At 42.7% G+C, this 13,178-nt stretch carries 13 protein-coding genes; 10 read left to right on the forward strand and 3 right to left on the reverse strand.

What is annotated here, in order from left to right:
• Positions 1-141 precede the first annotated feature (141 nt).
• From CARFE_RS0113315 to CARFE_RS0113340, 6 genes are all read left to right on the forward strand, one after another.
• Positions 142-1,128 (forward strand): arsenic resistance protein, encoded by a 987-nt coding sequence (locus CARFE_RS0113315; RefSeq protein WP_028053085.1) that lies wholly within the window; start codon positions 142-144, stop codon positions 1,126-1,128.
• Positions 1,129-1,215: 87 nt separating this feature from the next.
• Positions 1,216-2,508, forward strand: coding sequence for an NfeD family protein (locus CARFE_RS0113320; protein WP_051250337.1), 1,293 nt, complete (start codon positions 1,216-1,218; stop codon positions 2,506-2,508).
• 24 nt (positions 2,509-2,532) lie between these two features.
• The gene (locus CARFE_RS0113325) at positions 2,533-3,312 is read left to right on the forward strand and encodes a slipin family protein (protein WP_028053087.1); all 780 of its coding nucleotides are present in this window, start codon (positions 2,533-2,535) and stop codon (positions 3,310-3,312) included.
• 216 nt (positions 3,313-3,528) lie between these two features.
• A complete protein-coding gene (locus tag CARFE_RS0113330) occupies positions 3,529-5,232 on the forward strand; it encodes a thiamine pyrophosphate-dependent enzyme (RefSeq protein ID WP_281170192.1) in 1,704 nt (567 codons plus the stop codon).
• On the forward strand, positions 5,229-5,780 hold the full coding sequence (locus CARFE_RS0113335) for a 2-oxoacid:acceptor oxidoreductase family protein (protein ID WP_028053089.1): 552 nt from the start codon (positions 5,229-5,231) through the stop codon (positions 5,778-5,780). Before CARFE_RS0113330 ends, CARFE_RS0113335 begins: the two co-directional genes overlap by 4 nt.
• Positions 5,781-5,810: 30 nt before the next feature.
• A complete protein-coding gene (locus CARFE_RS0113340) occupies positions 5,811-7,031 on the forward strand; it encodes a phenylacetate--CoA ligase family protein (protein ID WP_028053090.1) in 1,221 nt (406 codons plus the stop codon).
• A 51-nt stretch (positions 7,032-7,082) separates the two neighbouring features.
• Here the strand turns inward: CARFE_RS0113340 and CARFE_RS0113345 are convergent, their stop codons facing one another.
• Positions 7,083-7,499: a hypothetical protein gene (locus CARFE_RS0113345; RefSeq protein WP_028053091.1), complete on the reverse strand. Its 417-nt coding sequence runs from the start codon at positions 7,497-7,499 to the stop codon at positions 7,083-7,085.
• Between the two features lie 123 nt (positions 7,500-7,622).
• Here CARFE_RS0113345 and CARFE_RS0113350 point away from each other — a divergent pair, with 123 nt between their 5' ends.
• Both CARFE_RS0113350 and CARFE_RS0113355 read left to right on the forward strand, forming a co-directional pair.
• On the forward strand, positions 7,623-7,982 hold the full coding sequence (locus CARFE_RS0113350) for an ArsR/SmtB family transcription factor (RefSeq protein WP_028053092.1): 360 nt from the start codon (positions 7,623-7,625) through the stop codon (positions 7,980-7,982).
• A 12-nt stretch (positions 7,983-7,994) separates the two neighbouring features.
• Positions 7,995-10,055: a heavy metal translocating P-type ATPase gene (locus CARFE_RS0113355; protein WP_257020434.1), complete on the forward strand. Its 2,061-nt coding sequence runs from the start codon at positions 7,995-7,997 to the stop codon at positions 10,053-10,055.
• On the opposite strand, the gene CARFE_RS15305 is transcribed toward CARFE_RS0113355, so the two are convergent.
• Positions 10,033-10,632 carry a M23 family metallopeptidase gene (locus CARFE_RS15305; RefSeq protein WP_051250338.1) on the reverse strand — a complete coding sequence of 200 codons (600 nt, stop codon included), beginning with the start codon at positions 10,630-10,632 and terminating at the stop codon, positions 10,033-10,035. The genes CARFE_RS0113355 and CARFE_RS15305 overlap by 23 nt on opposite strands.
• A gap of 113 nt (positions 10,633-10,745) precedes the next feature.
• Between CARFE_RS15305 and CARFE_RS0113365 the strand changes: the two genes are divergently transcribed.
• Entirely contained in the window at positions 10,746-11,177 is a 432-nt protein-coding gene (locus tag CARFE_RS0113365) for an OsmC family protein (RefSeq protein ID WP_011343789.1), read from the forward strand.
• Positions 11,178-11,201: 24 nt separating this feature from the next.
• On the opposite strand, the gene tatC is transcribed toward CARFE_RS0113365, so the two are convergent.
• Positions 11,202-11,933 carry a twin-arginine translocase subunit TatC gene (tatC, locus tag CARFE_RS0113370; protein ID WP_028053094.1) on the reverse strand — a complete coding sequence of 244 codons (732 nt, stop codon included), beginning with the start codon at positions 11,931-11,933 and terminating at the stop codon, positions 11,202-11,204.
• Positions 11,934-12,104: 171 nt separating this feature from the next.
• Here tatC and CARFE_RS15815 point away from each other — a divergent pair, with 171 nt between their 5' ends.
• A complete protein-coding gene (locus CARFE_RS15815) occupies positions 12,105-13,172 on the forward strand; it encodes an amidohydrolase family protein (RefSeq protein ID WP_051250339.1) in 1,068 nt (355 codons plus the stop codon).
• The last annotated feature ends 6 nt before the right edge of the window (positions 13,173-13,178 follow it).

Genomic DNA, 13,178 nt, shown 5'->3' on the forward strand with positions numbered 1-13,178 from the left:
GCTAACCTTAAAGGGAAGAGGTTAGCCCCTTTAAATTTCCCAATAACTTCGAAAATAGTATTGACAGCGAAAACAATGGCGTTTTAATATAAATAAGTAAAGATTACGCTATTATTAAATACAGAGAAAAGGGGGTATAAGATGTTTAAAAAGATTTTTCTTTTTCCTTCCCAAAATTTAGTTATAGTAATACCGCTGGTGATGATTCTGGGAATCATCGTGGGTTATTTTGTGGATACGAGCTTCCTTAAGAACTACATTCTGGTATTTACTTTTTTAATGCTTTATCCAACCATGATTGGGATGAAAATTAAAGAAGCTTTTGATTTGTCCCATAAGAATGTGGTGGGTCTTGCTTTTCTTTTAAACTTTATTGCCATTCCTTTGATTGCCTGGGGTCTTGGAACTTTACTTTTAAAAGGCGAACCGGAACTTTTTGCCGGCCTTGCCATTAGTTCTCTTTTGCCTACTTCCGGGATGACCATTTCCTGGACAATGCTTTACAAAGGGAATGTGCCGGCAGCGGTAAAAAATACTACATTAAGTCTTATTATTGGTTCCCTTTTGGCGCCCTGGTATTTATTACTGATGGTTGGCAAGTACGTGCCGGTGGATGTGGTTGCTACTTTTAAGCTTATTGTTACAGTAGTCTTTATTCCCCTGATTCTTGGACATTTTACATATAAATGGCTTTTAAAAAAATATACACCGGAGCAGTTTAATAAAGAGATAAAACCGTTTTTACCGGCTTTTTCGACCTGGGCGATGCTTTTAATCGTGTTTACCAGTATCAGCATGAAAGCAAAGATGCTGGTGCAAAATCCGAAGCTTTTAGGTTATGGTTTAATGATTTTGGCGGTGTTTTACGGTATAAACTTTTTCCTTGGAACCATTGCCGCTAAGGCATTTTTGAACCGACCGGATGGTTTGGCTCTGGTTTTTAGCACCGTCTTAAGAAATTTATCCCTTTCTTTGGGAATTGCGGCAACGGCTTTTGGCCCAAAAGCTGCCTTTATCGTTACCCTGGCGTTTATTTTACAGGTTCAGGGAGCTGCCTGGTACGGAAAACTGATTAATAAATACGGAGTTTTTAAAGATGAAACGGCAATTCAAACTGCAAATGCCTGAAATCTTGCCCCAAAATTTTGGGGCATTTTTTATTTAGTGGCAGGAAAAATTTATTGTGGTATAATAAACCAAAAGGGGAGGATGTTGGTGGGGAAATTCAGGGGAAAAATTATCTTTTGGCTTATGGTTTTTCTCTGGTTGACGACTCCCGTATATGCCGGTGTTTTGGCAACCAGGGTTGATGGGGTCATTGACCCGGTAATAGCGGGGCACCTTAAGGAAATAATCCGAAAGGCTGAAAGGGAAGAAGCAAGCTTTGTTTTAATTGAACTTAATACTCCCGGTGGTCTTGATACTTCGATGCGGGAGATAACTTCTGCGATTTTAGCTGCAAAAGTGCCGGTGGGAGTCTGGGTTGGTCCTTCCGGAGCGAGAGCTGCTTCTGCCGGAACGTTTATTTTATACAGTGCTCAGGTAGCGGCAATGGCTCCGCAAACCACTATCGGGTCTGCTCATCCGGTAAATCTCGGGGGACAGTCCCTGGATAAGGATTTGCGGGCCAAGGTGGAAAACGATGCGGTTTCTTATATTACTTCCCTGGCGAAAAGGAATGGAAGAAACCCTGTTTGGGCGGAAGAAGCGGTTAGAAAAAGTGTTTCGGTGGATGCGGAGGAAGCTTATAAAAAGGGAATAATAAATTTTATTGCTAAAAACCCGGAAGAATTTTTAGAAAAAGCCCATGGGCTCCGGGTAAGAGTTTCCGGCAACGAATTAATCTTAAATTTAAAGGGGCAAAGGATAAAATATCTTGATTTAAGCTTGTGGGAAAAATTTTTACATGCTTTGGCCAATCCTGAGCTTGCCTATTTTCTTATTATGGTTGGAATTTACGGTCTAATTTACGAGTTTGCCCATCCCGGAGGGATGGTTGGCGGGATAACGGGGGTTCTTGCTTTACTCCTGGCTTTTTATAGCCTTTCCGTTTTGCCGACTACTCTAACGGGCCTTTTATTGCTTCTTTTTGGTTTGGCCTTAATCATTGCCGAACTTTATTTGCCGACTTTTGGAGCGCTGGGAGTGGGAGGGGTGATTAGCATTACTCTTGGTTCGCTGTTTCTTTTTGGCACCGATTTACCGGGGTTAACCATTAGCTGGGTTAATATTCTCCCGCTGGTTTTGCTTTTAGCTGCAGGAGTATACCTGATAATTAAACTTGCGGTTCGGGCGCAGAAAAGTAAAAGTTTAACAGGAATGGAGGGGATGATCGGCCTTACTGGTAAAGTTACCGCGGATCTTCAACCCGAAGGATTTGTAATGGTAAGGGGGGAAATCTGGAAAGCAAAAGCGGTGGAAGGTAAAACCATACCACGGGGTACACCGGTAAAGGTGATAGGGGTTAACGGGTTGACCCTGGTGGTGGATGGAATTAACGAAAGTTAAAATAACTTTTCTGGAGGGATATAAATGGAGATTATTAGCGCGCTTTTAGGGGCGATGGGCCCGCTTCTGGTTTTAATCCTGTTTTTTCTTTTCTCGGCAGTTAAAGTTATTCGCGAGTACGAACGGGCGGTAATCTTCCGCCTGGGCCGGGTTATTGGTGCTAAAGGGCCGGGACTTATCATTGTAATACCCATTATTGATAAGGTCTGGAAAGTTGACCTGCGGACGGTGGCCATGGATGTACCGCCGCAGGAAGTAATTACCCGGGATAACGTGCCGATAAAAGTAGATGCGGTGGTGTATTTTCGGGTAATGGACCCGGTAAAAGCGGTGGTGGAAGTAGAAAATTATATTTATGCCACCTCCCAGTTTTCCCAAACAACTTTAAGGTCGGTGCTGGGTCAGGCGGAACTGGATGACGTTTTAACCAAACGGGAAGCGATAAACCACGAGCTTCAGAAAATCATCGATGAAGCTACGGACCCCTGGGGGATCAAGGTTACTTCCGTTGAATTAAAAGCTGTGGAGCTGCCCGAAGGGATGAAGCGGGCCATGGCCAAACAGGCGGAGGCGGAACGGGAAAGAAGGGCCAAAATTATCTCTGCCGAAGGGGAGTTTCAGGCAGCCGAAAAACTTACCGCTGCTGCAAGCTTGATCGGTCAGGTTCCAACCGCCTTACAACTGCGCTTTTTACAGACTCTGGTGGAAATTTCCGCCGAGAAAAATTCTACCGTTTTATTCCCCTTCCCCATAGAGTTAGTAGAACCCTTTCTGAAAAAAATGACGCAAAATCAGGATAAGTAAGCAGGAATTTTTTAAAAAAGAGAGAATATAAATTTCTTAAAACATTCTTTTTGCAGGTAAAAAGCTTAGTTGAGGTGAGATAGAGAATAGATGAGGAAAGAGAGCCGAGCACCCACCGGGCTTCGGCCCGGTTTTTTGTTTCTCTGGCTCTTTAAAGGGGAGAGGTGATTTTATATTAAGTTCCTTTTAGGTAATGAAGCAATTGCCCTTGGAGCGATTGCTTCCGGAGTGCAACTGGTGGCATCCTATCCTGGAACGCCTTCTACCGAAGCGACTGCTTATTTAATTCGGGAAAAGGAAAAGTACGGTATTGATGTCCGTTGGGCGGTAAATGAAAAAGTAGCCTTTGAGATAGTTTACGGGGCTTCTTTAACCGGGATAAGAGGGTTTACCTCAATGAAACAGGTGGGGCTTAATGTGGCCAGCGATGCGGTGATGACCGCTGCTTATCTGGGAACGAAAGGTGGTCTTGTCCTTTACGTAGCTGATGACCCGGGCCCCATCAGTTCGCAAAATGAACAGGACACGCGCCTTTTTGCCCGGCATGCCCACTTGCCCCTTTTGGATCCAGCTACTCCCAAGGAAGCTTATGAGTTAACCCAAAAAGCTTTTTTCATTTCCGAGCGATGGGGTCTTCCGGTTATTTTACGAACCACAACCCGGGTGGCTCATGCGTATCAGTCTATTGAAATACCGGAAACATTTATTTTTCCCGAAAAACCTGCTCCCGAGTTTTCTTTTAATCCAGAATATGTAATCCTCCCGGCGCTGGCGTATAAAAAGAAGTTGGAGCTTATCGAAAAACTAAAAAAAATTCAGAAAGAGTTTACTACTTTTCCGTACAACCGTTTAGAAGGAGACGGAAAAATAGGAATTATTACCTGTGGCGTAAGTTATACTTACGTTTCCGAAGCGGTCAAGAATTTAGATGAAAGCAAGTTTACTGTTTTTAAAGTTGCTACTCCCTATCCTTTTCCCGAAGAGTTAGCGCAAAAGTTTTTGGCAAAAGTAGAGCTGGTTATCTGCATTGAAGAATTAGAGCCGTATTTAGAAGAAGAGATTTTAAAGGTAGTAGCTAAAACAGGCTTTACCGGCAAAATTTTTGGCAAATTCACCGGGCATGTACCTGTCCGGGGAGAATTAAATAGCCGCTTGGTGTTGGAAATTATTGCTGAAATTAGTGGCAGAGAGCTGCCTTTCCCAAATAGAGAAAAGTACTCTTATGAGCTTTTTTCTCGACCCCCGCAACTTTGTGCTGGTTGTCCCCACCGGGCTTCTTTTTATGCCTTAAAAAGGGCTTTTGCCGGAAAGAAACCAATTATTACTGGGGATATTGGTTGCTATACTTTGGGAGTGATGCCGCCTTTACGGGCAACCCATACCTGTCTTGCCATGGGCTCCGGTCTGGGGATGGCCATTGGTATAAAGCGAGCAGGGGTATCAAATCCGGTAATTGCGGTGATAGGAGACTCTACTTTACTTCATGCCGGGCTTCCGGCCATTGTAGAGGCGGTCAACAATAAAGACGAAATCTTAATTGCTGTCCTCGATAACGAAACGGTAGCTATGACCGGGATGCAGGAGCGGCCACAGATAAATCTGGAAAATATGCTGCAGGGTATGGGTTTACCCACGATTATGGTTGAGGCAATGAAAATAAATAATAATATCAGGCTTATAAAGGAATTTAGAAAAAATCCAGGGCCGAAAGCGGTTATTTTTACGGGAGCCTGCAGGCACCTAAAGAGTACCCAGCCGCCTCCTACTATTGATAATGAGAAATGTGCAAATTGTGGCCAGTGTGTACAAAATTTTGGCTGTCCAGCAATTGTGCAGAAGGAACGGCTCCAGATTGATGAGGAGCTGTGTAATGGCTGTGGTGCCTGTCGGGATATTTGTCCTTTGGGGGCGATACAATGAATGTAATGATTGCCGGGGTGGGTGGACAGGGAGCGGTGCTGGTTACCCGCTTATTAGGCGAGGCTTTAGCCCGTTCCGGGAAAAAGGTTTTGGCTACCGAATCTTTGGGAATGGCTCAGCGGGGAGGAAGTGTGGTAAGTTTTTTGCGGATAGAAGAGGAAGGAGGTCCTTTGCCGGGGGAAGAAAGTATTGATTTTTTGTTGGCACTGGAACTGGTGGAAGGGCTAAGAAATATATCATATCTTAAATCGGAAGGAAAAGCAGTAGCTTTTGGCAAGGTAATCTATCCTCCGGGTATTGGAGAAAAAGATTTTTCTGTCCTAAAACTTCGTCTTCCACCTCAAATGAAGGTGTTTTTAGAAGAAGAGGTATTAAAGTTTATTTCGGATTTAAAAACAATCAATATTTTCTTTTTAGGAATTCTGGTAAAAAATACTTATCCTGATTTAGCTTCTGAAGTTTTAAAAGTTATGGAACAGGTTATCAACCCTCGAAAATTAGAGGCAAATGTTAAAAGTTTTTGGCAAGGGTATAACTTTAACGGTTAAAAATTAAAGCTTAGAAGAGGTGAGCATGAGATGAGTGAAGTTTTAGCAAAGCTTAAGAAAGTAGTTCAATATGTGGAAAAAAATTCTCCTTATTATCGGGAAAAATTTTTGGCTAATGGTATCCGGGCTGATGATATTAAGGATATTAAGGACTTTGAAAAGTTACCATTTACAACCAAGGAAGAGCTTAGAAACGGTGAACCTTTTAAGTTCTTGGCGGTTCCCGAAGAAAGAGTGGTGCGGATTCATTCATCTTCGGGGACTACAGGAAAAGCAGTTATCATTCCTTATACCCGTCAGGATATTTTAGATTGGACGGAAATGATGAAAAGGTCTTTGGAAATGGCCGGAGTTACACCAAATGACCGCGTTCAGATAACTCCAGGTTATGGACTTTGGACTGCGGGAATTGGTTTTCAAACGGGGGTAGAAGCTTTAGGGGCAATGGCGGTACCATTGGGCCCCGGTAATACGGAAAAGCAACTGGAATTCATGGTAGAGTTAAAGACTACCGTTTTAATCGGAACATCTTCCTACGGACTTTTACTGGCGGAAGAAATAGCCCGCCGAGGACTTCAAAGTAAAATAAACCTGAAAAAAGGGATATTTGGTTCTGAACGGTGGGGAGAAAAACTCCGCGGGAAAATAGAGGAGTATTTAGGAATTGAAACTTATGATATTTACGGGCTTACGGAAATTTATGGTCCGGGGATAGCAATCGACTGTCATTACCATCAGGGTATGCATTACTGGGACGATTATCTGTATTTTGAAATTATTGATCCCGATACAGGAGAAGTTTTACCGGAAGGAGAAACAGGAGAGCTGGTGATTACCACCCTCACCAAAGAGGGGATGCCGTTAATTCGCTACCGCACAAGGGATATCACCCACATTATTCCGGGAAAATGCACCTGCGGTAGTCCTTTTCCGCGGATTGACCGGATTATCGGTCGAAGTGATGACATGCTCAAGGTAAAGGGGGTTAACTTCTACCCGGCCCAGATTGATCAAGTATTAGCGCAGGTTCCTGAGGCATTGCCCGAGTACCGTTTAACTATAACCCACGAAGAAGGACGGGATCGGGCGGTTTTAGAGGTGGAAGGTTACGGGGAAGAGACTGCTCAGGAAATAAAGAGGATCTTAAAATCTAAAATCGGGATTTCCTTTGAGGTTAAAATGGTATCTCCTGGCTCACTTCCACGGAGTGAAAAGAAGAGCAAAAGAGCTTTTGACCTGCGCCCTTTTTAAAATTTTTTTAAGTTTACAAGGCTGGCTGAAGTAGGCCAGTCTTATTTTTTATTAAATATTAATTTTTTTACCTGAAGGGGTTTTTTGCACCGGTAAGTTTAAACGAATGTCCCGGGTGATTAAATCGGGGTTTTCGGCGTAACGGATTGATACTTCGTAAAACTTTTTTAAAGTTGGTTCATACCAGATCAGGGACGAAAATTCCATGTAGGTTTCCCGGCCTTTGGGGGTTAAATTTAGCGAATCTTTTTCCACCAGCTCCCACTGGCGGAGTTCACCCAATAACTGCCGGACGTAAGGGCTAAAAACTCCCTTCCCTTGCTTAATAAAATTAAACCGGTAAAACGGTTCGAGCGGCCGACCGTAAAAATACAAAAGGTAGATTAAATTGTGAAGATCCTTTTCTTTTTTAGGTCTGACGGTAAAAAGTAAAAGTAAAATAAAAAGGTGTTTTAACGAGAGATTCAAGGTTGTTTCCCCCTCTTTTTAAAAATTATATCTTTTTTTGGCCGGTTACAACACTGCTACTTGGCAAAAAGGGAGGAAAAATATATAATAATATATGAACAAATGAACATATGAGGTGATAAAGTGAAAGAAAAGGCTCCGGTATGTAAGGTTACTTTATTTGATGAAGAAACGGTCCAGACAATTCGTGCCAACTTACCCGGTGAAGAGACGATTATCGAGCTTTCCGAGGTGTACAAATCCCTGGGAGATGGAACCAGGCTCAAGATTTTGCTGGCCTTAAAAGAAAAAGAATGTTGTGTCTGCGATTTAGCCGCTGCCCTTTCCATGAGCCAGTCGGCTATTTCCCATCAATTACGGGTGTTGCGGAATGTGCGCTTGGTGAAATACCGAAGAGAAGGGAAAATGGTTTACTACAGTTTGGATGATGAACATATTTTAAAAATTTTACAGGAAGGTTTAAACCATATTACCCATAAATAGGCTGGTGAAATTATGGCAAAAAATAGTATTTTTTACCTTACCGGATGCAGCTGACAGAGCTGTGCAGCCGTTCTGGAAGAACGGGTGAAAAAGCTTCCCGGTGTCATAGATGCTGAACTTGATTTTGCGGCAGGGAAACTGAAAGTTTTAGGGGATGTGGACCCTGAAGTTATTATCAAGGAAGCGGAAAAAGAAAAATTTAAAGCTTATTTATCCCGGAGTGATATTCCAAAAGCTCAAAATTTTTTCAAAGAAAATTATCTTTTACTTTTGGGAATATTGTTTTTACTTGTTGGTACCGGTATTAACTTTATCGGCCAGGATAAAGTAGCATCATTATTTTATTTAGCGGCAATTCTGGCCGGTGGCCGGGAAACCATTGAAAAAGGTTTAAAAAACCTGTGGCAACGAAAAATAACCAGCGATTTATTAATGTTAACCGGCCTAATTGGGGCGATGGCGTTAGGAGAATTAACAGAAGCAGCTTTAGCAGCGGTATTATTTGGGATAAGTGAGTTTGTCGAGAACTATAATCTTGAAAAAGCCCGTACTGCTTTAAAAGAGTTGTTTGCAGCAGTACCCGAAGAAGCATTGGTGTTAAAAAATGGTGAAGAACAGCTCTGTAAAGTAGAGAAAATACGTCCGGGAGATTTGGTAGTTATAAAGCCCGGTGAGAAAATACCTGTGGACGGTGTCCTGAAAAAAGGAAGAATTGAGGTTAGCCAGGCCGCTATTACCGGGGAGAGCCGGGGAATTTTAAAACTTCCCGGCGAGGAAGTATATGCGGGAAGTATAAATCTTGATGGTTTTGGTATAATTGAAACCCAAAAGCCGAGCGGTGAAACGGTTATAGCCAGGATGGCCGAATTAATCGAGGAAGCGCAAAAGGAAAAACTTCCGGCGCAAACGTTGTTAGATAGATTTGCCGCGGTTTATACCCCGCTGGTTTTAGCTCTGGCCTTTTTAGTTGCCTTCATTCCACCGCTTCTCCTTGGCGGTGAATTTCGACTCTGGATTTACCGGGCTCTTACCTTTTTGGTGGTATCCTGCCCCTGCGCCCTTTTAATTGCCGTACCGATTTCGGTGATTTCAAGCCTTGGAGCGGCAGCGAGACGGGGAATTGTAGTAAAGGGTAGTCGGAATTTGGAACAACTTGCCCTGTGTGATACGATAGTATTCGATAAAACCGGGACTTTAACCCGGGGTGAAATGGAAGTTACCGGGGTAATTGCTGTAAGTCCTGATTTTTGGCCGGCGGTATATTCTTTAGAAAAAAGGGCAACCCATCCTTTAGCTAAAGCAATTATAAAGGCGGTGCCGGCCGAATATCAAAAAGAAATAGAGGTTTTAAACTTTCGGCAAATTCCGGGACTGGGAGTGCTCGGCCAGGTTGAGGGTTCCACTTACTTTATCGGTTCACCAAAAGGAATTAAAGAAATTCCCGAAAGCTTTGTAGAAACTCTTCAGGAAATTGAAGAAAAGGGGCAAACAGCCATTTTGGTGGCAAAAGAAAATATTCCCGTTGCCCTTTTAGCTGTGGCGGATGTTATCCGGGATGATGCCGGCGATGCGATTCAAAATATAAAAGCCCTTGGGCTTACCCCGGTGCTGCTTTCTGGTGATAGTAAAAAGGTAGCCCTGAGGGTTTCCGAGGAGTTAGAAATAGAAAAATGGTACGGTGAAGTTTTACCCCAGGAAAAGCTTACCGTCATAAAAGAGCTGCAGGAGAGCGGACGAAAAGTTATAATGGTGGGAGATGGGATTAACGATGCTCCGGCCTTGGCTGCGGCCGATGCGGGTATTGCAATGGGAGAGGGGAGCGGACTTGCCACCACTACAGCGAAAATAGTTCTTTTGTCGGGAAAATTAAACAATATTCCCTTTTTAATAAAACTTGCGCGCCAAAGCCGGGCTATTGTTAAACAAAATATAATTTTAGCTATCGGGCTAAAATTGTTGGCCCTGATGGCGATTCTTCCTGGCTGGTTAAACCTCTGGCTGGCAATCGGAGCCGATATAGGGGTTGCTTTGCTGGTTAGTTTAAATGGCCTCAGGGTTTTGTGGTTAAAGTAACGGTATTTTTTTCCCAGTATTTCAACAGATTATAGGGATTTACCGCTCGCATTCCCGGAGCATAAAGGCCGTAATGGAGATGGTCCGGTGTAAAATCGGCATTGCCGGTATGTCCAACATAACCGATAACCTCACCTTTTTTAACCCTCCGCCCGGGTTTAATTTCCGGGCGGATTCCTTTTAAATGGGCATAGTAATGGTAGAGGCCGTTTTGGTCTTTAATTAATACCCGGTTTCCTCCCAGAGAAAGCCAGCCGCTCTTTACTACTTTTCCGGACATTACCGCCCGAACTTCCGTTCCTTCGGGAGCAAAAATATCTATGCCGAGATGAATCCTTCCGCCTTCCCGGGGAGCATGCCAGTTGGCGGAAATAAAATACTGGTTACCTGCTACGGGAAATACGCCATTGGCGAGATTTTGCAGAGTTGTCTTGTCAAGCTTTTCCCAGGAAATGTCGGTGATTTGTTTAAGTTCAATGTATTGATTATATTTTTGGTAAGAGGAAAGGATTTTAAGAAAAAAGCAAAGGAAGATAAAAACGAACAGAATAACAAAGATTCTTTTAACCTTTGCCACCTTAATCCCACCTTTTCTTAGGAAATTTATAGTTGTTCAGGGGCAAAAATATTCCTTACTCGACAAATCCGTTAAAAAAACATAAAATAAAAGAAAAAACAGGGGGTGGAACGATGATTAAGGTTACCTGGGAAGGAAAAATGAAATTTCGGGGAATTGGCCCATCCAACCATGAGGTATTCATGGATACCGATGCAGCGGGGGGCGAAGATACCGCAGCCCGTCCGGCAGAAGTCATGATGATGTCCCTGGGCGGTTGTACCGGCATGGATGTAGTGGCAATTTTAAACAAAATGCAAATTGCGGGTTATGAGTTTTGGCTGGAAATTGAACCAACCTGGGCAGAAGATCATCCCAAGATTTTAAAACATGTAAAAATGACCTACTGCTTTAAAGGAGAAAACTTACCAAAAGATAAAATTGAGAGGGCGGTATTTTTATCCCAGACCAAATACTGCCGGGTAAGTAACACCTTAATTAAAGCCGCTCCGATGGAGGTATATATTAATTTAAACGGCGAAACCTGGCAGTTAAAAACTCAATAAAAAAGGGGGCGAAAATTCGCCCTCTTACTTGCGTTCTCCGGAAAATTCTTTTGGTTTTATAAATTTAGCGATAAATATGCTTACTTCATAGAGGATTAAAAGAGGAGCAGCCATTAAGAGCTGGCTAATGACATCGGGACCGGGAGTCAGGGCGGCGGCCAGGATAAATACCACCAATAAGGCGTATTTCCGGTTTTTTACCAAGAATTCATGGGAGATAATATTTAGCTTGGCCAGGATATAAACAACTACCGGCAGCTCAAAAACCAGACCAAAAGGTATCAAAAAATTTAAAGCAAAAGAGATATACTTGCCGATGGTTATCATCGGACTCATAATATCGCCGCCAAATTGTAAAAGAAATCGGGTGGCAATTTGAAAGACGGTAAAGAAGGCAAAAACGATACCGGCGACGAATAAAATAATTATTATTGGAATCATCCTTAGGATAAACTTTCTTTCCACCGGTTTCAACCCGGGAGCGACGAAACTCCAGATTTGCCATAAAATTATCGGGGAGGCAAGTATAATTCCCAGTATTATGGCAATTTTCAGTTTTGTCATAAATGCTTCGGTGACATTGATAAAAACTAACTTCATTTTAAGAGCAGTAACCGGCTGGAGTAAGATATTTAGAAAATAATCGACATAATTATAAGCAATTATTGAGCCAATAACTATGGCAATGACGCTAATAATAATTACTTTCCGTAAAGCTTCTAAGTGTTCAAACAACGTCATCGGTTTATCTTCCATCGGGATACCTCCACCTGCTGTAAAAACTTTAGGAACTCTTTGATATGACTTTCAACCTACCGGGGAAAGCTTTTAAGCTATCCGGAGACACGTGATAAACGCCTCCATTTTTTGAGTAAGTCATTATCAATTATATAAAAAATTTATTTTCTTAAAAAGGGGAGATGGGGGTTGTATTTAAAAGTTTTTGATTTTAGCGGTAAAAAGCTTAAAGTTTTGCCCTGGGGTTATTTTGCTGATGGACAGATTAAGCAGGGGGTAATTACCGTTAATAACGGAATTATCTCTTCAATTGAAAAAACGGGGGAGGCGGATTTAAAAGTACCGTATTATTTATATCCGGTGTTAGCCGATGCTCACCTCCACTTGAACTTGATGGATAACAGTGAGCTTACACTCCCGGAAATTATGGCAAAGCTAACCGGTCACGGCATTATGGGTTTTAGGGAGTGCGGGGATAGGAGTGAATTCTGGAAAACCGCCAGAGAACACTGCTCGTACGTAAAAGGTGTATTTTGCGGAAATGGTCTTTACAAAGAAGGTTATTACGGCCGAATTGCCGGAATTGCCGTAAAGGATACCAGGGAGGCTCTTCACGAAATTTCGCGTCTTTACGAAGAAGGGGCGAAGTTTGTAAAAGTATTTGTTACCGGATTGGTGAGTTTAAAGGAAAAGGGTAAGGTAGGGGCTACGGGATTTAGTCTTGAAGAATTAAAAGAAATTGTCGATACAGCCCATAAGCTGGGGCTTATGGTAGCTGCCCATGCCAATGGCCCCGAAGGAATAGAAATAAGTATTGAAGCCGGGGTCGATACCCTGGAGCATGGCTATTACATAACTGATGAGCTTCTTATAAAAATGCGGGATGCCGGTACCTGGTGGGTTCCAACGGTGGCAGCAATTCGAAACCAGATGTACCGGGAAGAATTGAGTCCGACTGAACGAGAAAATGCTTATTATGTATATAAAGAGCAGCTTTTTAAAGTAAAGAGAGCCTTTGAACTGGGGGTAAAGCTCGGACTTGGTACCGATAGCGGTACGTCGTTTTTAGCCTTTGGTGAAGCTCTCTGGGAAGAGATGGAGCTTTATCTTAAAGCAGGTATTCCTCCCGGAGAAGTAATAAAAATTGCAGTAGAAAATAACTTTCAAATGATGGGGATATCAGGTTTTTCTGGTATAAGGCCTGGAAATTTTGCTAAATTTCTGGGGCTTAAAATTCCCTTTGGCGATGAGGTATAATAAAAG

It is taken from the genome of Carboxydothermus ferrireducens DSM 11255 (assembly GCF_000427565.1).
Taxonomy (GTDB): domain Bacteria; phylum Bacillota; class Z-2901; order Carboxydothermales; family Carboxydothermaceae; genus Carboxydothermus; species Carboxydothermus hydrogenoformans.

Coding starts and splice junctions, on each gene's coding strand:
- CARFE_RS0113315 (WP_028053085.1), top strand. CDS start 142: ATGTTTAAAAAGATTTTTCTTTTTCCTTCCCAAAATTTAGTTATAGTA.
- CARFE_RS0113325 (WP_028053087.1), top strand. CDS start 2,533: ATGGAGATTATTAGCGCGCTTTTAGGGGCGATGGGCCCGCTTCTGGTT.
- CARFE_RS0113335 (WP_028053089.1), top strand. CDS start 5,229: ATGAATGTAATGATTGCCGGGGTGGGTGGACAGGGAGCGGTGCTGGTT.
- CARFE_RS0113340 (WP_028053090.1), top strand. CDS start 5,811: ATGAGTGAAGTTTTAGCAAAGCTTAAGAAAGTAGTTCAATATGTGGAA.
- CARFE_RS0113365 (WP_011343789.1), top strand. CDS start 10,746: ATGATTAAGGTTACCTGGGAAGGAAAAATGAAATTTCGGGGAATTGGC.
- tatC (WP_028053094.1), bottom strand. CDS start 11,933: ATGGAAGATAAACCGATGACGTTGTTTGAACACTTAGAAGCTTTACGG.